17 protein-coding genes are annotated in these 21,422 nt (G+C 45.2%); 8 read left to right on the top strand and 9 right to left on the bottom strand.

Annotated features, from left to right (window positions below; genetic code table 11):
• Window positions 1-15: 15 nt before the first annotated feature.
• The 5 genes from HMPREF9145_RS06630 to HMPREF9145_RS06610 are packed head-to-tail and all read left to right on the top strand — an operon-like array spanning window position 16 to window position 6,286.
• Entirely contained in the window at window positions 16-876 is an 861-nt protein-coding gene (locus HMPREF9145_RS06630; RefSeq protein WP_021825611.1) for a 3'-5' exonuclease, read from the top strand.
• Window positions 870-2,060, top strand: a complete 1,191-nt coding sequence (coaBC, locus tag HMPREF9145_RS06625; protein ID WP_021825598.1) for a bifunctional phosphopantothenoylcysteine decarboxylase/phosphopantothenate--cysteine ligase CoaBC — start codon at window positions 870-872, stop codon at window positions 2,058-2,060. Before HMPREF9145_RS06630 ends, coaBC begins: the two co-directional genes overlap by 7 nt.
• The gene (porD, locus tag HMPREF9145_RS06620; protein ID WP_021825569.1) at window positions 2,017-2,922 is read left to right on the top strand and encodes a type IX secretion system protein PorD; all 906 of its coding nucleotides are present in this window, start codon (window positions 2,017-2,019) and stop codon (window positions 2,920-2,922) included. The genes coaBC and porD overlap by 44 nt, the downstream gene beginning before the upstream one ends.
• A gap of 9 nt (window positions 2,923-2,931) precedes the next feature.
• The gene (gene recN, locus HMPREF9145_RS06615; protein WP_021825584.1) at window positions 2,932-4,593 is read left to right on the top strand and encodes a DNA repair protein RecN; all 1,662 of its coding nucleotides are present in this window, start codon (window positions 2,932-2,934) and stop codon (window positions 4,591-4,593) included.
• Between the two features lie 37 nt (window positions 4,594-4,630).
• Window positions 4,631-6,286: a tetratricopeptide repeat protein gene (locus HMPREF9145_RS06610; RefSeq protein ID WP_021825562.1), complete on the top strand. Its 1,656-nt coding sequence runs from the start codon at window positions 4,631-4,633 to the stop codon at window positions 6,284-6,286.
• A gap of 175 nt (window positions 6,287-6,461) precedes the next feature.
• Here the strand turns inward: HMPREF9145_RS06610 and HMPREF9145_RS06605 are convergent, their stop codons facing one another.
• From HMPREF9145_RS06605 to HMPREF9145_RS06595, 3 genes are all read right to left on the bottom strand, one after another.
• Window positions 6,462-7,427, bottom strand: coding sequence for a DUF6261 family protein (locus HMPREF9145_RS06605; protein ID WP_155945281.1), 966 nt, complete (start codon window positions 7,425-7,427; stop codon window positions 6,462-6,464).
• Window positions 7,428-8,091: 664 nt separating this feature from the next.
• Window positions 8,092-9,690 carry a hypothetical protein gene (locus tag HMPREF9145_RS06600; RefSeq protein WP_036906910.1) on the bottom strand — a complete coding sequence of 533 codons (1,599 nt, stop codon included), beginning with the start codon at window positions 9,688-9,690 and terminating at the stop codon, window positions 8,092-8,094.
• 23 nt (window positions 9,691-9,713) lie between these two features.
• On the bottom strand, window positions 9,714-9,917 hold the full coding sequence (locus tag HMPREF9145_RS06595; RefSeq protein WP_021825552.1) for a hypothetical protein: 204 nt from the start codon (window positions 9,915-9,917) through the stop codon (window positions 9,714-9,716).
• Between the two features lie 650 nt (window positions 9,918-10,567).
• Here HMPREF9145_RS06595 and HMPREF9145_RS06590 point away from each other — a divergent pair.
• A complete protein-coding gene (locus HMPREF9145_RS06590; RefSeq protein WP_021825548.1) occupies window positions 10,568-10,798 on the top strand; it encodes a hypothetical protein in 231 nt (76 codons plus the stop codon).
• A 118-nt stretch (window positions 10,799-10,916) separates the two neighbouring features.
• Window positions 10,917-11,282 carry a DUF2335 domain-containing protein gene (locus HMPREF9145_RS06585; protein WP_021825574.1) on the top strand — a complete coding sequence of 122 codons (366 nt, stop codon included), beginning with the start codon at window positions 10,917-10,919 and terminating at the stop codon, window positions 11,280-11,282.
• Between the two features lie 148 nt (window positions 11,283-11,430).
• Here HMPREF9145_RS06585 and HMPREF9145_RS06580 read toward each other — a convergent pair whose 3' ends face one another.
• From HMPREF9145_RS06580 to ileS, 6 genes are all read right to left on the bottom strand, one after another.
• A complete protein-coding gene (locus HMPREF9145_RS06580; protein ID WP_021825585.1) occupies window positions 11,431-13,071 on the bottom strand; it encodes a dipeptidase in 1,641 nt (546 codons plus the stop codon).
• 193 nt (window positions 13,072-13,264) lie between these two features.
• The gene (locus HMPREF9145_RS06575; protein ID WP_036906894.1) at window positions 13,265-13,456 is read right to left on the bottom strand and encodes a hypothetical protein; all 192 of its coding nucleotides are present in this window, start codon (window positions 13,454-13,456) and stop codon (window positions 13,265-13,267) included.
• A gap of 2 nt (window positions 13,457-13,458) precedes the next feature.
• A complete protein-coding gene (locus tag HMPREF9145_RS06570) occupies window positions 13,459-14,361 on the bottom strand; it encodes a DUF4296 domain-containing protein (protein WP_021825580.1) in 903 nt (300 codons plus the stop codon).
• Window positions 14,358-15,005 carry a lipoprotein signal peptidase gene (locus tag HMPREF9145_RS06565; RefSeq protein ID WP_021825599.1) on the bottom strand — a complete coding sequence of 216 codons (648 nt, stop codon included), beginning with the start codon at window positions 15,003-15,005 and terminating at the stop codon, window positions 14,358-14,360. The genes HMPREF9145_RS06570 and HMPREF9145_RS06565 overlap by 4 nt, the downstream gene beginning before the upstream one ends.
• Window positions 15,002-15,385, bottom strand: coding sequence for a TraR/DksA family transcriptional regulator (locus tag HMPREF9145_RS06560; protein WP_007133958.1), 384 nt, complete (start codon window positions 15,383-15,385; stop codon window positions 15,002-15,004). Before HMPREF9145_RS06560 ends, HMPREF9145_RS06565 begins: the two co-directional genes overlap by 4 nt.
• Before the next feature lie 83 nt (window positions 15,386-15,468).
• Window positions 15,469-19,104 (bottom strand): isoleucine--tRNA ligase, encoded by a 3,636-nt coding sequence (gene ileS, locus HMPREF9145_RS06555; RefSeq protein WP_021825579.1) that lies wholly within the window; start codon window positions 19,102-19,104, stop codon window positions 15,469-15,471.
• Window positions 19,105-19,291: 187 nt separating this feature from the next.
• On the opposite strand from ileS, the gene HMPREF9145_RS06550 reads away from it, so the two are divergent.
• Window positions 19,292-20,986, top strand: a complete 1,695-nt coding sequence (locus tag HMPREF9145_RS06550; protein WP_021825589.1) for a putative transporter — start codon at window positions 19,292-19,294, stop codon at window positions 20,984-20,986.
• Window positions 20,987-21,422: the final 436 nt, after the last annotated feature.

Raw genomic sequence — 21,422 nt, 5'->3', positions numbered from 1 at the left:
ACACATAAATAAGAAATGAAATTAAATCTGAAAAAGTCCCTTGTAGTCTTCGACCTCGAGACTACAGGGCTTGATATCGTAAACGATCGCATCATACAGCTTTCGTTCATAAAGGTCTATCCTGACGGAAAAGAAGAGCGTGGAGACCATCTTATCAATCCGGGAAAGCACATTCCTGAGATGATTACCGAACTAACAGGCATTGATGACGAGAAAGTTAAGGATGCACCCAGCTTCAAACAGATATCAACAACATTGGCCGAAACGTTCAAAGGATGTGACTTTGCAGGCTTTAACTCCAATCGTTTTGACGTACCAATGCTCGCTGAAGAATTCTTGCGTGCAGGCATAGACTTTGACTTCTCTAAATGCCGACTCATTGATGCACAAGCCATCTTCCACAAGATGGAAAGAAGAAATCTGGCAGCTGCCTACAAGTTTTATTGTGGAAGAAAGATGGAAGAAGACTTTGAGGCTCACCGGGCAGACCAAGATACTGAAGCAACCTATCGGGTATTGATGGGTGAATTGGATATGTATTCTAAAGAACAACAGGAAGAAGACGAGCGTATTCTACCGAATGATATGGACTTCTTGGCCGAGTTTTCCAAACAAAACGACAATGTTGACTTTGCAGGACGCATGATTTGGGCACCTATTACAGACAAAGAAGGGAAACCTTTAACCGATAAAGACGGAAAGCCTCAACTGCAAGAAGTATTCAACTTTGGTAAATACAAGGACTATCCTGTGGCAGAAGTCTTGAAGAAAGACCCAGGATATTATTCTTGGATGTTGGGAGCCGACTTTCCAAACAACACAAAACAGGTGCTGACGCGCATTCGGCTTCGTGAATTTAACAAGCACTCATGCTAAAAGGAAAGAAGATAGTACTCGGCATAACAGGGTCGATAGCGGCCTATAAATCATGCCTCATCATCCGTGAACTCATCAAACATGAGGCTGAAGTACAGGTGGTCATCACCCCATCAGGCAAAGAATTTATCACCCCGATAACGCTTTCGGCATTAACGCACAAACCCGTTATCAGTGAGTTCTTTGCCCAACGTGATGGCACCTGGCACTCTCATGTAGATTTGGGATTGTGGGCAGATGCTATGCTCATAGCCCCTTGCACGGCAAGTTCACTCGGCAAGATGGCACACGGCATTGCCGACAACATGCTCATCACCACCTATCTCAGCATGAAAGCCCCCGTATTTATAGCCCCAGCAATGGACCTTGATATGTATCAACACCCTTCTACACAAGCCAACCTTAAACAACTAATATCCTATGGCAATCATATCATAGCGCCTACAAGTGGCTTTCTGGCCAGTGGACTTGAGGGAAAAGGCCGAATGGAAGAACCCAAGAAGATTGTAGAAAGCCTTGAAAGCTTCTTCAATTCAACAAACGACCTATCGGGAAAGCATATCATGATTACGGCAGGTCCCACGTATGAAAAGCTTGACCCCGTGAGATTCATTGGCAATTATTCAAGCGGAAAGATGGGGTTTGCATTGGCTGAAGAATGCTATCAACGTGGTGCGGAGGTAACATTGATTAGTGGTCCCGTGAATCTTCATTGTTCTCAAGGCATCAACAGAATAGACGTGGAGAGCTGTGAAGAGATGTATGAGCAAGCTATAAAGGCCTTTCCACATCAGAATGCGGCCATTTTGTGTGCGGCAGTAGCCGATTTCAAACCTGAAAACGTGGCAGAAACAAAGATTAAACGCGAGAAAGACGATTTGATTCTACAGCTAAAACCCACACAAGACATTGCATCTGAACTTGGGAAAATGAAGACCTCCAACCAGCATATCGTTGCTTTTGCACTCGAAACCAACAATGAAGAACAAAATGCCAAGCACAAGTTAATGAAGAAAAATGCAGATTTCATTGTGCTAAACTCTACACGCAACCCCGGAACCACATTCAAAAGTGATGAAAATCAGATTACGATTATCCATCAAAATGGGAAAAAAGAATATGCCAAGAAACCTAAAACGGATGTTGCCAAAGATATTATTAACGAGTTGGCTAATCTTTTATAGCTGGCCACTCATGGCTCAAGAGCTCCAAGCTGTCGTAAATATCAACCACACCCAAATACAAGGTACAAACAATGCGATATTCGACAACTTGCAAAACGCCCTTACCCAGTTTCTCAATGATAGAAAATGGACCGACCTCCAGTTTCAAAAAAATGAGCGGATAGCGTGCAGTTTCAATATCACGGTGAATAAATACGACCAACAGAACAACACCTTCAGTTGTAAAGCCATTATACAAGCCAACCGACCCGTATTCAATTCAACATACACCACAGTGCTTTATAGCAACACCGACAATAACTTTGACTTCGAATATGCTGAGTTTGCTCAATTAGAGTTCAACAAAGAACACATCAACAATCAGCTCACAGCCTTATGCGCCTACTATGCCTATCTCATCATTGGCATCAACTTAGACAGCTTTTCGCCTATGGGAGGGACTGATATACTCCAACAATGCCTCAACATAGCCAACAATGCACAGGGTTTAAACTTTGCTGGATGGAAGAGTTTTGATGACGACCGAAATCGGTTTGCGGTAATCAATGCCTATACGGATGAGAAATTAAGTCCTTTCCGAACACTCCAATATGACTATTATCGAAAGGGATTAGACCAGATGGCCACAAATCCAGAGAAAGCACGAGTGAATATCACCACTGCCCTCAAAGAAAACTTATGGAAGGCGCATGAAAACAGACCGCTGAGCAGACTCCCCCAACTATGGACCGACTATAAAAAAGATGAACTTGCCAACATCTATCAAGGTCATGGCACACAAAAAGAGAAACAACGAATCTATGACATACTCTTCACACTCAATGCCAGCCTAAACGAAAGCTGGGAGAGAATAAAACAATAAATCAAGAATATGCTGAAACAATTATACATCAAAAATTTCACACTAATAGACGAACTCAATATCTCATTTGATAGTGGATTCTCTGTCATTACTGGTGAAACGGGAGCCGGGAAAAGCATTATTCTCGGAGCCATCAACCTACTATTAGGACAGCGTGCAGACACAAAGGTCATCAAAGCCGAAAAAGATAAATGTATCATCGAAGCGCATTTCAACCTCAAAAACTATGACTTAGGCGCTTTCTTCCAAGAGAATGATATCGACTATGACCCTGAGGATTGCATCTTAAGGCGGGAAATCAATAAAAATGGGAAAAGCCGAGCCTTTATCAACGACATCCCCGTGCAGCTAACCCTTATAAAAACTCTGGGAGAAAGGCTTATCGACATCCATAGTCAACACCAAAATCTGCTTCTACAAAAAGAAAACTTCCAACTCAATGTGGTTGACATCATTGCTCACGACGAGAAAGAAAGAAATGAATATCAAATAAGTTTCAAAGCCTATCGGAAAGCACTCAGCGAACTCAAACTCCTTGAAGACAATCTTGCACAAAGCAAAGAAAATGAAGACTTCATGCGGTTTCAATTCAACGAGTTAGACAAAGCACAACTCAAACCCGACGAGCAAGAGAGCATTGAACAAGAAACTGAACAACTCTCACATGCCGAAGAAATCAAAACCTCATTCTATGAAGCCGACAGCCTGCTTGCCGTAGATGAGCAAGGTGCAGTTGAACAAGTCAAGCAAGCCTCAAACTTACTGCATGCCATCGGCAAATTTTCACCCGATGCACGTGAGTTAGCCCAACGACTTGACAATTGTCACATCGAACTTAAAGACATCGCACAGGAGATTAGCCGAACAACAGAACACATTGACTTTGACCCAGCTCAACTCGACAAACTCAATGCAAGGCTTGACACCATCTACATGCTACAACAAAAATTCCGCGTCTCTACCATCGACGAGCTCATTCAACTGAAAAACGAACTCGAAACCAAGCTCGCTAACATCGATAACGCCGATGACCTACTTGAAGAAACGCGAACAAAAGTCTCAAAGCTTGAAGACGAATGTCGTAAGAAAGCCCAGATGCTAACTCAGAAACGTGAGAAAGCGGCCCGACAAGCCGAAAAAGAAATGGCCAACAGACTCATCCCCTTAGGCATTCCAAATGTGAGATTCCAAATACAACTCACTGTCAAAGAACTCTCCGAAGACGGGCAGGACAAAACAGCCTTTCTCTTCAGCGCCAACAAAAGCACACCCCTACAACCCATTAGCGAGGTGGCCTCAGGAGGTGAGATTGCACGCGTCATGCTCTCTCTAAAAGCCATGATCAGTGGAGCCGTAAAACTCCCCACCATCATTTTCGATGAGATTGACACCGGAGTGAGCGGACGAGTGGCCGAGATGATGGCACAAATCATGCAAGAAATGGGACAAAACCACCGACAGGTCATCAGCATCACCCACCTGCCACAGATTGCGGCCTTAGGTTCAGCCCATTATAAAGTATCTAAAGAAGAAACCAAAGACGGAACCACGAGTCACATGCAAAGACTCACCGACAACGAGAGAATACAAGAGATTGCACAAATGCTCAGCGGAACCAAGGTTTCAGCCGAAGCCATCAGCAATGCAAAAGCACTGCTCAACAAAGCTTGACACTAACTCTCCTCTATACATCATAAAACCATTCAAAATGAAAAAGACTATCTTATCCTTCATGCTCCTCATCTTCACCATTGGAGCATTTGCACAGAACGCTTCCATGCAGAAAACTGCCAAGGCCGTGTTCACACTCACCACATTCAATAAAGACGGAAGCCTCAAAGCATCCTCACACGGCATCTTCGTGTCGGCCGACGGACAGGCCGTCAGCACATGGGCACCCTTCAGTGGAGCCGACCACGCCATTGTCATCGATGCTGAAGGCAAACAACACAAGGTCGAAACCATCATCGGCGCCAACGAACTCTATGATGTCTGCAAGTTCACCGTTAGCGGAACCACTCTACCCGCCCCCATTGCCGAAAACCAAACAACAGGAAAAGCCTTTCTCGTGGGCTATGGCAATCCTAAAGCCAGCATCAAAGCCCTCAACATCCAAAAAGTAGAGAAGTTCATGGGCCAATACAACTACTACATCTTCTCACAAGACGCACCCGAGAACATGAATGGATGCCCCTTTGTCAATGAGCGAGCACAAGTCATCGGACTCCTACAACACGGCAAACAAGGAGAGGTATATGCCACCGACGTGAGATTGGCCAACAGCCTCAAAGCAAATGCCTTCTCTATCAACGACCCCGTGTTGCGCACCTGCGCTATACGCACTGCCCTGCCCGAAAAACAGGATGAAGCCTTGCTCACCATGATGATGACTGGCGAAACCACCGACTCACTCAAGCGAGAAGCATATATCGACGACTTCATCAAACGCTTTCCCACCGCCACCGAAGGATATTCAACAAAGGCCATGAGCTATGTCAATGCAGGAAAATATGCCGAAGCCGACAAGATGATGCAGACAGCTATCGAGCGTGCCACCAAGAAAGACGAGGCCCACTCTGAATACGCCAAGGTCATTCTGCAAAAGCAAATCTATCATCCCGACAACTCCTATCCCGCATGGACACTCGACAAAGCCCTTGAAGAGGCTCAAAAAGCCGAAAACATCGACCCCTTAGACGTATATCGTCACCAACAGGCACAAATCATCTATGCACAAAAGAAATACCAACAAGCCTACGACCGCTTTATGGCACTCACCAAAAGTCCCATTCGCAATGGAGAATTCTTCTATGAAGCGGCCCAGTGCAAAACAATGCTCAAAGCACCACAAACCGAAATCATGGCCCTACTCGACAGTGCAGTAGCCGCCTGCCCCCAACCGCTCACCTCCGTAGCGGCTCCCTATGTGCTGGCACGCGGCATGGCCCTTGACAGCCAAGAACAATATCGAGCAGCACTGAAAGACTACAATCTCTACGACTCGCTCATGCAAGGACGCCCACTCACCTCCGACTTCTACTACATGCGCTATAAGTGTGAGAACAAAACACGTCAATATCTACAAGCGCTCAACGACATCGCCCGCGCCATCATCCTCACCCCCGACGAGCCCACCTACTATGCCGAAATGGCCTCGCTCAGCCTTCGCGTGAAACGTCTTGAAGATGCCGAAAAAGCCGCCCAGCGCTGCACAGAACTCGCCCCCGAATATCCCGACGGCCACCTGCTGCTTGGCATTGCCCAACTCGAACTTGGCAAGAAAGAAACAGCCCGTTTATCATTGCTAAAGGCCAAAGAATTGGGGGACAAACGAACCGATGAGTATCTTAAACGAATCAAATAAAAATGAAACTAAAAAGGGTGCAGCGCTGTTATCGCAACAGCGCTGCACCACCACTTTAGACTTAGGAGTATTTATGACGATACCTATTGTATAACAACGCCGCTGCGCAGGTTTTCGTCGCAATAAGAGTTAATTTATGAATGCGGCCTTGCGCATTTCCCTAAGCTCGACAATTTTATGGTTGGTTTTTATGTTTAATCCCAAAGTCGGGCTGTTCGGTTGTTCCGCTGCCCGTTTTCGGCTTTTCATTCGTTTTATCTACGAGAAACAGCGAGCCATCTTTGGCCATGACCACCCAAATTGTGGCAGGTTTGCCGTCAGCAGTCTTGCGGTCTTTTATGGCGAGTTCATATTGGCGTTTCATGCCTGCGCCCTTGCCTTTACCCGTGTAGGTGAGCGCGCCCTCATCATAGCCAGCCTTTTCTGCGAAGGCCGGAATGGCCGCTTTGAGCTTTGCTTCGCGTTCTTTCACTGCCGGCGACGGCTTTTTCTGCGCCGCACTCTGTTTATAGGCCGTTTTGAAGTGGTCTATCTCCTGATTGATTTGGTCCACCAAACGCTCAATCGGCGGGCGATCGTCTTCGGTCGCTGCGAGCAGATAGCTGGCCTCAATATAGTGGCACACAGCATTGAAAACGGCGTCGGTTTGAGTGCGAACCTCAACCAGAGGGGGCAATTTTGCATCAACAACCTTCACTTGGCGTTCGTTGTAGACGGTTTGAAATTTTTCGTTTATGGTTTTTAACTCTGCCGTGACAGGCGCAAGACCCAAGGCGGTCATCTCTGCTGAAAAACGCTCCAAATCTTTCAACAATCCGCGCACTTCGGCCGTTTCGGCATCAGCTGCTTTGCTTTGAATGCCTGCGTAAACTCCGAGCGCCTTGTCAAGCTTTTGGGCAGCCTCTTTAACGGCTTGCACAGGCGATTTCAGTTGCACACGCACGATGCCAAAGAGGTTGGTCAGCAGCGTGTCGCGCTGTCGGTCGAGTGCTGCCATCTGTTCGGTGTGCACCGTGGCCGTGGCCTGCTTGTTTAGCTCCGTTTCTAATTCGATACAATCGTTCCAGCTCTTGAGCAGTTCGTCGGTGAGGTGCAACTTCAGTTTGTCGCCAGCCTTTACCAATGCATAGACGTTGAACATGAATTGCAGGTGGTGAGAATTGGTGTAGCGGGAGCAGCGTGCTACATCTACCAGTTTCATTTTTGGAATTTTTACATTGAAATGTTCCATGATTTTTGATTTTAAGTTTATTAATATTCGTGGTTCTTTACCACATCTTTTAATTTCTCTTTACCATGCTTATGTCGTTGACAGAAGCGCTTATTTTCATTTTTTCGTGCTTATGTCGTTGACAGAAGCGCTTATTTTCATTTTTTTGTGCTTATGTCGTTGACAGAAGCGATTATTTTCATTTTTTCATGCTTATGTCGTTGACAGAAGCGCTTATTTTCTCTTTTTCGTGCTTATGTCGTTGACAGAAGCGCTTATTTTCTCTTTTTTGTGCTTATGTCGTTGACAGAAGCGATTATTTTCATTTTTTCATGCTTATGTCGTTGACAGAAGCGTTTATTTTCATTTTTTCGTGCTTATGTCGTTGACAGAAGTGCTTATTTTCATTTTTTCGTGCTTATGTCGTTGACAGAAGCGCTTATTTTCATTTTTTCCAAGGCTTAGATTTCCCCTTGTCTCTCACCCTCCCTTATCCATTAGGAACTCCCTCCCCTTTACTTCCCTTCGGTCAGTGGCCGTTGGTTCGGGGAGGGGTTTCTTAGAAGGCGACACCCGTAGAGGGCAATCGCAAGGGCTACTGAAGCGTTGGCTCGACCCTGTACCCGATGCGGCGGTTGGAGTCGCTCACGTAGGCGTTACCACTGCTGATGTACAGTTCGTACACGTAGTCGCTGTCCCACGAGTTAGCACTAGACGACCAATAGTGGCCGTCGTAGCCAACGTTGTACAGCCGACCAACGGAATAGCTACCTAAGGCGGGCAGGTAGAAATAGTTGCCTGCGTCAGCAGCAGATGGGAGACCGGAGTCGGTGATACTACTGCTGGTGTTGGCGTAGTGCTTGTCTGCTGTACGTAGGTCGGTTGTATTATCGGCAGATTTTTCTGTGTCGTAATGATGCTCGGCTTGGAGCACGGACTTCTTCTTAAACCACATGCCACCTTTATATAAATGACCCATAGTTGTCCATAATTCGTCATTGTCCCAACGGGGATCGCCGTACATTGCGTACCAAGACATCTCGTTAGCGTTTGGAAGGTCTTTGCATGAAGTGTGAGTAGCAGGGTTGCTTATGCCGTAACCTGGGGCACTTTCGTTGTACCAACGAGAGTCAGCGTTGCTCTTGGGGTAATTTGGATTGGCTGGCTGTGACTCAAGCGTTGGCTGCCATGGAGCTGCGCTATTCCATTCGTGACCTGACCAATAATTTTGCTGCGCATCCCACATATAGTAATGGTTGCCGTCGTAATCATGCGGATCGAGATTCGCTGTTATATCATTGATTGAGCCAGCCGTACAATTAAGGGTAACTATCTTTGATACCGTTCCCTCTATCGGTCCATTAGGGTTATCTGTTGTATTGCGAAGCCAATAACGAATGCGGACTTTATGTGTACCAGGGGCAACGACTGCATAGGTTGCGTTCTTGCTCATATCATCAGCAGAATTATCGATTGCAAAGCCTGAACCTGTTGTTACAGTAATTGTCTTTGAACCGCCTGAAGCAAGGGTGAGAGCTCCATTAGCTGCTATGTCGTAAGTTCCTGCAATATCATCGTCGCTCATAATCTCAACCTTAATCAACTTGCTGCGCTTTACATATTCGTTGCTTGTGCGAGGAATGAAGCATAGATAGGAAGCCTTATGATTAAGGGTGAAGTTATAACCATTAGTTGTAGCAATTCCACAATCTCCCGATTCGCCTGCATGGTCAAAGTTGTTTGGGGCAGACTGTGTTTGTGTAGTCTTTATCTCTACTTGCGGTTGCGTTCCAACAGTCGCATTTGTATATAGAACGTCATGTGTAGTACCTGTGTAAGTACCCGAGAGGGCAAACTTAGCATATGATGGGTTTGCTGCGAAAGGAATAATTGTTGTTGTGCTCTGCTGCCACGTTCCTCCATCGTCCTTTACCCATATCTTGTCCGTACTACTCCAATTTACGGAAGCACCCGAGCCTTTTGTATGGTTAAGAATGGCTGTACGTGTTGTTGTCTCTGGCTGGGATGTGCCTGTAAATACGGTTGCACCCGCTGGGATGTTATCTTTATTCTGCTTTTCGTCCTGTGTAACGTTATCATTCGCACAGCTGGCAGTAAACAATAAAGCTACGAAGCCGTAACACAAGCCTCGCATTACGGAACCAATAGTCGTTCTCTTCATAAACTTATTCATTTTCTTTTCCATTCTGATAATTCTTAATAGTTTTCTGTACTATTCCAAGGAGTCTCTTCTTGGTCTTCCTCTTCATCGTTAAAAAAGTTACGTTTGGCATCGCCCACTGTTGTTCCAGGTTGAATTGTTCCTGCATTACCACTGCCGTTAACCAATAGCCCTTCTGTCTCTGTGCAAATGATATTGCACTGGGGCTTTTGATAAATCTTTCTTTCAATTACCTTCATTTCATTTCATTTTTAGGGGAAACGCTGTTAACGTATCCTGTTTATTGATTAAAATAATTGTTATTTCATTCTTATTTTGTTCTAAATCTAGTTTGCAAAAGGGCATAAAAAAGCGAACAAAGGAAACTCCGAGAAGTCCTTTATTTACAGGGGTTACGGCACGCTTCGCGCGCGCGTATGCGAAAAGAAAAAATATGTTATTTGACGCTAGGTGCGCTGTGTGTGTGTGTGTGTGTTAGCAAATTATTTGGATTGACCAAATAATCGGCGCAAAAAGTTGCAAAGAAATTCAAATTTCCTTGCATACTGTCATTGCCTTGATATGATATTGCTAATTGTTTCACGGCGACAAAGGTATAACAAAGTTTGGAAACAGCAAAATAATCTGAAAAGAAATATAAAAAAGCGCTATGATAAGGGAGAAAATAAAACACCTCTCCTGCTCTTACGTCACCTCTCCCATGTCCTCTTTTGAGGGGTAGGAGAGGCAAATTAAGAGAACGGTCTACCAATATTGAGCGTTGAGAATGTGTCTATTTAGACACACCCTCCCTTGCGTCACGCAAAAAATAATTGCGCTTTCACTTTTGTTTTCACAATAAAAATCTTATATTTGCAACGTATTTGTTTTATAACAAACGCGAAAGGTTATGAACATAGTTTTAGAAATCAATCACAAGCAAGTAACGACATCGGAACTCATGAAGCAAAGACCAACCTTACGAACAGGTCTTCTTTCGTCAATTGGACTGACGTCTGTAAGGCGATTCGAACGCTATTTGCAAGGTAGCGACAGAGAGGACTTTCAGCGTGATGCAAAGGTTATTGCAAGAGATATGAACATCGCTATGAAACACATCACAAATGGAAGAAAGAAGTAAAAAGGAAACTGAGCGCATGCCTCCTATGAAGGCAGACGAGGATACTCAGACCACAGATCTTAATAAGGTTCTCGACTCCCTCAATACCGAGTAACGCCATACGATTGTAAAGGCTTTTATGGCTATTGAGTCTGAACGTAGTTTTCAAGGACCACTTCCTGCGCCCGAGGATTTCAAAGCATATGGTGAGGTTATCGCTAATGCCCCCGAGCGTATTCTGGCAATGACAGAGAAACAGTTAGACCATCGTATCAAGACTGAAGGCAATATCATATCGGGTGGACTCATAGAGAGTCGCCGTGGTCAGTGGATGGGCTACTCCATTGTCATTATCCTGATTGCCATGTCTGCATTGCTTGCAATATTGGGTCACGATTGGGTGGCAGGAGGAATGATGACGGCTGCTATTGCCCTTGCCGTTGTCTTTGTCTTGCACCAAAATCCAAAATCAGAGAATGTTACAGAACAGGAAAAAAATAACTAATTTTCTCTTCGTGATAATGATATAACATTAGAGGGTGTGTCTAAATTGACACACCCTCAATGCGTAGAGTTTGGTAGAGCGTTTTCTTAATTTGCCTCTCCTACTCCTCAAAGAGAGGAACAGGAGAGGTGTTTTTGTTTGGGGTGTGTCATGGTTCAGGCGTGAGTTCTTTCACTAATTTTCGTGCAAAGGCATTGGGGAAGCCAGGGCGTGAGACGGTGGCCCCGATTCCTGTTTTTGTACGCACGAATTGTCCCTGTGCATCGGTGGGTTTTATGGCCATGTCGTTATATTTCACGATGAGATGGAAGGCGAGTTGTGTCCATCGTTTGAGCATGTGCTGTGCTTGTTGATTGCTGTAGTCATTGAGTTGTTTGAGTGCAGCTGGCTTGTCTGAAGCATAGAGGGCGCATGCCTTTTGTTCAACCTCGGCTTGTTGTTTGAAATAATTTTGTTCGAGGCTATCGCGCACCGCTTTGAGTTCGGGGAACATCATGCTATAGCGTGGGTATACCATGTTGCTGACCCAGTTGCATACCCAGAAGGCATTTTTCATTGAGAAGGTAACGGCATCAGCTCCTGGGGTGTTATAGCATTCGGGGATGAGGGTGTTGCCACAATAGATTGGGGTATAGACAATCATGTTGCTATCGTCGTTTCCAAACCACAACACGCCACCGATTTCGCGTGGAAGCCATGAGCGCATTTCGCTGACAAAGGAGAAGGCTGTTTGTTGTGTGCTCACGGGTCGTTCGCTGAAATAGGTTTTGCCATCGACCTTAAAGGTGAGTGGTGAGGGTCGATAAGGCATTTGGTAGATTCCTCCGCCAATATTGAGTGAGTCCATGGCCAATGGCGTTCCTTCATAATGGTCGCGCATGGCTGCTTGCACATCTTGCACACTGAGTTTGTGGTTGGGCACTATCCAGAGTGGCATGTCTTCGGCATTGGGATCAACGCCTTCGGCCCAGGGGAGATAGCGCGAGAAGTTGTCAGCGAAGTGGTTGAAGAAGGCCCACACGCGTGCATCACAGAAGCGTCGGCCTGAGAAGTCGGGGCGTGCATAGGTCATTTTCCAGTTAAATTCGTTGTCAGCTCCTTTGAACCATCCTTTGCTTCGTGCGAACGACACTACGTTTTTACTGTAGAGCACATTTTTTTTGTCGTTCATATTGAAGCGTCCGATACGGCTTTGGTTGGCGTGTGCGCAGATAGCATTGTCGGGGATGCGTTGTGCCACCCACACCACTTTTTTGCTTGCTGGTCCGCATCCCATCATCTCCATTATCCAGGCTTCGTTAGGGTCGCAAATGGTGAAGGTTTCGCCCTCGCTGTTATATCCATAGGTTTCCACCAGGTTGGTCATCACGCGGATAGCTTCTCGGGCTGTGCGTGAGCGTTGCAGGGCAATATAGATGAGACTGCCATAGTCGAGTATGCCTGTGGAGTCGACCATCTCTTCGCGCCCACCATATGTGGTTTCGCCGATGGTTACTTGATATTCATTAATGTTTCCGATGACATTGTAGGTTACTGGGGCTTCGGGAATTTCTCCTCGCAATTCGTGGGTTTCCCAATTATAAACGGGACGCATTTGCCCTTTTGCGTGACGGCCTGCAGGATAGTGGGCTAAGCCAAGGAACATGCCATAGCTATCGGCATTATACGTGCAGATGACGCTTCCGTTGACACTTGCCTTCTTGCCTACAATGAAGTTGGTGCAGGCGTGTGAGACTGATGCATAGAGCATGAGTGCTAAGGCCAGAAGAATGGGTTTATTGATGTTCATAGTGATATGATGTTATAATTCTTAATTCATAATGCATAATTCATAATGCATAATTGTTTGCAGAACCAAAATATTACATATTACAATATTACATGTAACGTTTATTCAATTCATAATGCATAATGCATAATTCATAATGCATAATTTTAATGCATAATGCATGATGCTTGGGGTAGGATTAGGAAAGGGAGAATTAATATTCTAATTTTCCGTTTCTTATGAAGGCTTTTCCTCCTATCCATTCGGTCATGGCGGGCTCACCAGTAAAGGTGTAGCTGGTTAAGACTTGATTGCCACAAACCTCAACAATGGCGTGGTGCAGCACTTGTGCTTCATCACAAACGACTTCATGGAAAGCCAGTCGGCGCACGTCATGGTTTGGCATAGCTATCTTGTGCTGGGCTGGCGCTCGGGTATCATGGCGTCGGCAGGGGGAGGCGGTGCCTGCCCCTGGCGGTTAGAATCACGCGCGAGGCTATCTGTTTTCATCTTCTCGGTGGGCTTCTCCTTTTTAGTGTGCATGCGGAAGAGTTTGACTGCGCTGATAATCATCAGTTTGAGTGTCGTGGTGTTTTCTCCCGGGCTTTGACTGCGGTTGAGCAAGAAGAAGCCGTTGACAGCTTTGATACCTAACCGATTGTCATCATAGATAGTGAGGGTGTTGTGCCCTGCGGATGAGATGTGAATGGTTTGTGAGGCTATGCTATCGTTGTTGAATGTGACCGAAAGCATTGCCACGCCATCACGCATGCCATCTTGATAGATGAAATCGCTGTTAAAGTCGAGCATGAGCTGGTCTCCCTTATGGAAAGACGAGTCGGTTTTGAGGCTGAAACTATAAAGGTTGAAGGGCTTTTGTGGGGCGAGCACCATTGAGGTTTGGCCGTGCCACACATTTGCCGTGTCGCCTTTGAGCCCTACATTGGCAAAAGCGTCTCCGGCGGCGCCTCCGAGTGCCGAGGCTTCGTCGTTAAAACGCTTGGCAAGGTGCTCGTAAATGGTTTTCAACCGCTCGGTGTGACGCATGTAGTAGACCAGAGACGAATCAAATTGGGCTTGGGTATAGCCATATTTCTCAAGTACGGCTGCATGATATTTGATGATGTTGAGTGAATCATTGCCCGAAGTGCCAGCCATAGCGTCGGCCAAGTGCCAATCATAGAGCATATCTTCCAGTTCAGATGGCTGTATATACTCGGAGGGAACACTGGGACGGCATCCGACAAAGAACATCATGAGGCATCCAAGCACCAAACTTGTGAACGACTTGTGTATCGTGTGCATTTTCATTTTCTCTTCAATGCTCGTTTAATGGTATCTGAGAGCTGTTCCATCTCCTGGCGATAGAACAGGAAAAACAACACTATGCCTACGGAGATGCATGCATCTGCAAAGTTGAACACGGGTGAGAAGAAGATGAATTCTTCTCCTCCCTTGAAGGGAACCCACGAAGGATAGGTGGTTACAATCATGGGAAAATAGAACATGTCGACCACCTTGCCTTGCAAGAAGGGGGCATACCCTGTTCCAAAGGGCACAAAGCCGGCCACACTGAAAGGTGTAGAGGCATTGAAGATGAGTCCATAGAACATGGAATCGAGGATGTTTCCCACTGCACCGGCAAGAATCATCGACAACACGACGATGTATCCTGTGGTGTGTTTTTGCTTGAGCACCTGCCGAATATACCATCCGATAGCGGTGATGGCTACAAGACGGAAAAGACTGAGCACCAGTTTATTGAAGAAGGTCATGCCATAGGCCATACCATTGTTTTCGACAAAGCTGATGTAGAACCAATCGGTGATGTGAACAGACTCACCAAGACTGAAATGGGTCTTGACCTCAATCTTAATAACCTGATCTATGAGAAGAATGGCAGTTATCAAGATAAAGGCCAGGACACCATCGGATAAGATTTTGTTTGTTTTCATTTCTTTCTTGCGTTCTTCGATGCCACGCTCAAGGTGGCATGAGGCACGATACGGAGGCGTTCCTTAGGAATCAATTCGCCTGTTATGCGGTCAATTCCATAGGTTTTGTTTTCGATTCTAAGCAAAGCGCCCTCTAAAGCTCTAATGAATTTTTGCTGACGTTGTGACATTTGAATCATTTCTTCTTTGCTTTGGTTGGCACTTCCCTCATCGAGCACCTTGTTATAGGTGGGTGAAGTGTCGTCAATGCCATTGCCGTCTTTGTTCATCAACTGATTCATCAGTGCTGTGTATTCCGTACGAGCAACTTTCAATTTGTCATTAATGATAGAACGGAACTCTTCCAATTCCTCATCTGAGTAACGTGCTTTCTTGTCCATTGGTTATTAAATTTTTAATTATTATAAAGGAAAGAGTTGGTGGCTATAGGAAGTTACTCCCATGGCCACCGATAAGCTCTTTATTAGTTTTTCTCTACAAGGATATTGAGTTTGAAGTCATCAAACTCAGTCTCAACACCCTGATTGTCGGCTATCTTGATGTCGTTGGCCAGCACCTGACTCTTAATCATCTCGCCAAACGACTCTATGGCAGCGTCGGTTTGCACATTCGGAGCCACGGTTACAAGGATGCGATCGGTAATCTCAAGTCCTGTTTCCTTACGCAGATTCTGAATGCGATTAATCAGTTCGCGTGCCATACCTTCGCGTTTCAACTCTTCGGTCAACTCTACCTCGAGTGCCACCGTCAGATTGCCCTCATTGCTCACCAACCAACCAGGAATATCCTCGCTGATAATGTCTACATCACATGCCTCTACGGTCACCGCCTGGCCCTCTACCTCAAAGCTGATGCTTCCCGAAGTTTCGAGTAAGGCTATCTCGTCTTGGTTGAGCGCATCCATGTGGGCAGCTACAGCCTTCATGAGTTTGCCAAACTTCTTGCCCATGACTCGGAAATTGCACTTGATTTTCTTCACGAGCATGCCCTGGCCTTCAACAAACACGAGTTCCTTCACATTAACCTCATTCTTGATGAGGTCGGCCACGGCCTCTATGTGTTGTTTCTGTTCAGCATCAATGGCAGGAATCATTATCTGAGCCAGTGGCTGACGCACCTTGATGTTTACCTTTCGGCGTAAGGCGAGCGTCATTGAGGTTATCTTCTGTGCCATACCCATTCGAATTTCGAGGTCGACATCTATTGCCTGCTCATCAGCTACAGGGAAATGGTCGAGATGCACGCTCTCTAACTTGCCTCCCAAGTCGTGATAGAGTTCGTCGGCATAGAATGGAGCAAATGGAGCCATCAATTTAGCCACAGTCATCAGGCAAGTATAAAGTGTCTGATAAGCCGAAAGCTTGTCTTGGCTCATCTCTGTGCCCCAGAAACGTTTACGGTTCAGACGCACATACCAATTACTCAAATCGTCATTGACAAAGGCATCTATCAATCGGCCGGCACGCGTGGGGTCAAAGTTTTCCAATTCGTGCTCAACACCCTTTATCAGAGAGTTGGCTTTGGAAATTATCCAACGGTCAATCTCCGGACGGTTTTCAAGTGCCACCTGCTCTGCCTCTGCATTGAAGCCGTCGACATTGGCATAGAGTGCAAAGAAACTATACGTATTATATAATGTTCCGAACAACTTACGGCGTGTCTCGTCTACTCCGTTCGGGTCGAACTTCAAGTTGTCCCAAGGCTCGGAGTTTGTCATCATATAGAAGCGTACAGGGTCGGCCCCATACTTATCAATCATTTCAAACGGATTGGTCACATTGCCCACATGCTTGCTCATCTTGTTGCCCTTGGCATCAAGCACAAGACCTGTAGAGATGACATTCTTGAAGGCCACATGATCAAACACCATTGTGGAAATGGCATGCAAGGTAAAGAACCAGCCACGCGTCTGGTCTACTCCCTCATTAATGAAGTCGGCAGGATAGTAAGCCGGAGGCACAGGGATGCCCTCATAGGTAGAAGTGACGAGCTCTCGACGATATTCTTCCTCGCTCTTGCCTGTTGCTTTCAGTCCTTCGGGTGCAATCTCACCCTCAAACGGATAGTGCTGTTGAGCATAAGGCATGGAGCCCGAGTCAAACCAAACATCAATCAAATCGCTCTCACGCTTCATGGGTTCGCCTGCCTCGTTGACCAGAACGATATCATCTACGTATGGACGGTGCAGGTCGACCTTATCATAATTTTCTTTTGAATAGTCTCCAGGAACAAAGCCTTTATCCTTCAGCGGATTGCTCTTCATGACTCCTGCGGCCACACTCTTCTCTACCTCAGCATAGAGTTCTTCCAGGCTTCCGATACACTTCTCATTGCGCTTATCGTCTCGCCAGATAGGAAGAGGAGTTCCCCAGAAACGTGAACGTGAGAGGTTCCAGTCATTCAGATTCTCCAACCAATTGCCGAAACGCCCTGTTCCTGTGCTTTCAGGTTGCCAGCGAATGGTTTTATTGAGTTCCACCATACGCTCTTTCTTTGCCGTGTCTTTGATAAACCAGCTATCGAGCGGATAATACAGAATGGGTTTGTCTGTGCGCCAGCAATGTGGATAGTTGTGCACATGCTTTTCAATCTTGAAAGCCGTGCCCTCCTGCTTCATTTCCATGCAGATGACGATATTCAAATCTTCATCTTTCTCACTGGCTTTCTTGTCCCAAACTCCATTAGGATTATATTTAGGGTCGTATGAGTTTTTCACATACTCACCCGCATGATGTCCGTAGGCCTCTTTATTTACACAAGCCTTTATAAAGTTCTTGTCAAGGTCTTCCAATGTATAATATTTACCTTGTAAATCAACCATTGGGCGTGTCTCTCCCTGCTGATTAATCAGATAAAGGGCTGGTATGTTAGCGTCTTTAGCCACTTTAGCATCGTCAGCACCAAATGTTGGAGCAATGTGAACGATACCCGTACCATCTTCGGTAGTAACATAGTCACCCAAGATAACCCGGAAAGCTTCGCTATCCATTTCAACAAACTTGTCACGCCCATCTTCGCTTGCAAACACCTTGTCGGCATGTGCCTCGGCATAGTCTTTCACAAACGCTGGTGAGAAGTCATCCACCTTCTCACAAGGCTTCACCCAAGGCATGAGCTGGCCATAATGAAGTCCTTCTAAGTCCGCACCTTTCATTCGGTCTACAATACGCCAAGGACATTGTTTCTTTTCTTTATCAAAAGCGCCAAGCTCACCCTCTTTTACTTCTTGCTCAGGATTGAGATAAGCGCTGATTCGACTCTCTGCCATGATTAAGGTAACAGGCTGACCATCGTAGAGATTATAAGTCTCCACAGCCACATAGTCAATCTTTGGACCAACACAGAGTGCCACGTTAGAAGGCAGAGTCCATGGTGTAGTGGTCCATGCAATGAAATAGGGTTTGCCATGCTTGGTCCATTCTGCCTTAGGGTCTTTAATGAGGAATTGAGCCGTAACAGTTGTATCTTTCACATCACGATAACAGCCTGGCTGGTTCAACTCATGACTTGACAAGCCAGTACCAGCCCCAGGTGAATAAGGTTGAATAGTATAACCTTTATAAAGCAAACCTTTATTATAAAGTTGCTTTAAGAGCCACCAAAGGGTTTCAATGTATTTATTGTCATACGTGATATAAGGATGATCAAGGTCTACAAAATACCCCATCTTTTCCGTAAGCTCACGCCATTCAGCCGTGAACTTCATCACATTCTCACGACATTTCTTATTATAATCTTCTGTTGAGATATATTTTTCAGAAGCTTTATTATCAATATCTTTCTTTGTGATTCCAAGTTCTTTTTCCACTCCAAGCTCAACAGGAAGTCCGTGTGTATCCCAGCCCGCCTTGCGGTGAACCTGATACCCCTTCATTGTTTTATAGCGATTGAAGGTGTCTTTGATGGCACGCGCTAAAACGTGATGAATTCCAGGATGCCCATTCGCTGAAGGAGGACCTTCAAAAAATATAAATTGTGGACAACCCTCACGCTCGTCGATTGTTTTATGGAAAATATCATTCTTCTCCCACTCAGCCAATACTTCCTGATTTGTTCTTGTCAGATGAAGACCATCATGTTCGGCAAATTTTTTAGCCATATTCTATAAAAATCTAATTATTGTTACGTAACTTTTTAATGCCCGCAAAGATAATAAAAATTATTAGCAATCCCAAAAAGCACCCATTCTTTTTAAGAATATGACAGCTGAGCCTTAAAATACATAACATATATTTTGTTAATCCCCAAAAACTCACTACTTTTGCAAAGAATTTACACTAATAATTATGAACTGGTTAATCAATCTTTTTACCACTACTGATTCTGTGGCCCACATAGCCATGCTCTATGCAATCGTGATTTCCATAGGCGTACTATTAGGCAAAGTGAAAGTAGGAGGTATTTCTCTCGGTGTGACCTTCGTGCTCTTTGCTGGTATTCTTGCTGGTCACATTGGATTCACTGCACCAACTAACATCCTGAGTTTTATTCAAGATTTTGGACTGATTTTATTTGTATTCTGCATCGGTTTGCAAGTGGGTCCGGGCTTCTTCGAAAGTTTTAAGAAAGGTGGAGTGTCACTCAATCTACTGGCCACAGTAACAATTCTGCTCAATATCGGAGTGATGTTTGCCTGTTATTGGATATTCTTTGACACCCAAAATGTCAAAAATCTCCCAATGATGGTCGGAACATTGTATGGAGCCGTAACCAATACCCCTGGACTTGGTGCCGCAAATGAGGCGCTGACAAATGTCTTTGCCCACGGAAACGTACCTGAAATTGCATCGGGATATGCTTGTGCTTACCCACTTGGTGTATTGGGAATCATCGGTGCAACCATTGCAATCCGTTATATCACACGTGTGAAACTTGAGAAGGAAGAGAAACAACTTGCCGAACAAGAAGACGAGAATCCAAAAGCTAAACCCCATCAAATGCACTTGAAAGTAAGCAATGCATACATTGCCGGACGCTCTTTGTTGGAAATCTCTCAATTCTTGAATCGAGATGTCATCTGTACACGATTACTTCATGATGGGGAGGTGATTATCCCTAACCGAAATACCATCTTCAGCCTTGGAGATGAACTTTTAATTGTATGTACAGAAGGAGATGCCGAAGCTATTAAGGCTTTTATCGGGCCAGAAATCGACACGCCATGGCACACAGAAGCAGAAGCTCAACCGCTCATCAGCCGAAGAATTGTTGTCACCAACCCTGCCATGAATGGTAAGACCTTAGGAAAAATGCACTTCTCAAGTGTCTATGGCGTAAACATCACACGTGTCACACGCCAAGGCATGGACCTCTTTGCAAGTCGTAACCACCACTTCCAGATAGGTGACCGCATCATGGTAGTAGGTCCTGAAGATAATGTTAACCGCATAGCAGAGATGATGGGCAATAGCACTAAACGTCTTGATGCACCAAACATTGGCACTATCTTTATCGGAATCATTGTGGGTATACTCTTTGGAAGTATCCCTCTTAGTATTCCAGGCATGCCAGTACCTCTCAAACTTGGTATTGCTGGTGGCCCATTGATTATTGCTATCCTCATCGGACGCTTTGGTTATCGGTTCAAACTTGTTACCTATACCACCACATCAGCCAACATGATGCTTCGTGAAATAGGTCTTGTATTGTTCTTAGCCTCCGTAGGAATCAAGGCAGGAGCAGGCTTCTGGGAGACTGTTGTTCAAGGAGATGGCTTAAAATATGTCTATACAGGCTTCCTTATTACAATCATTCCTATTCTTATTGTGGGCACAATCGCACGCTTGTACTATAAGTTCAACTACTTTACAATCATGGGAATGATTTCTGGTTCATATACAGACCCACCAGCACTTGCCTATGCAAATAGTATCTGTACAAGGGAAGCACCAGCTATCGGCTATTCAACCGTATACCCGTTGAGTATGTTCCTGCGTATCTTCACGGCTCAGCTTATTGTATTGTTCTGTTGTGGAGCATGACATATTGAATTAAAAATTAAAGAAAACAAAGCATAATAGGCCTTATGGAATAACTCCACAAGGCCTATTCTGTTTATTGTTAAACGTTCTTCTTACAGAAGAATGATTTTTCACATCAATCTATTTCGTCATGAACCAGGTTATGAAGGATTACTCGGATCATGAGTTTAACCATCTAAATCTTCTGTACCTCCATCTTCAAAGGGGACAACACTGGGGCTAACACCGGGGGTAAATCCTCCATTACCAGCTCCACCAGTTCCTGCCAATAGGCTTGAAGTTCATTCAATTGGTTGTAAAATGGACTGTGGTTCAAGATAATTCTTCTTTCTTTTCATCATCATTTTCTTAGTTGAGTATATTATACTTTACGATAAACTATTTCCCGTTAGTCGTTACAATCTTTAAGTTCATCTATAAGATGTTGGCTAAAGAT

It is taken from the genome of Segatella salivae F0493, from assembly GCF_000477535.1.
GTDB lineage: Bacteria > Bacteroidota > Bacteroidia > Bacteroidales > Bacteroidaceae > Prevotella > Prevotella salivae.
Note: the sequence above shows the minus strand (reverse complement) of the source record. Positions and strands in the feature narration are given on the sequence as shown.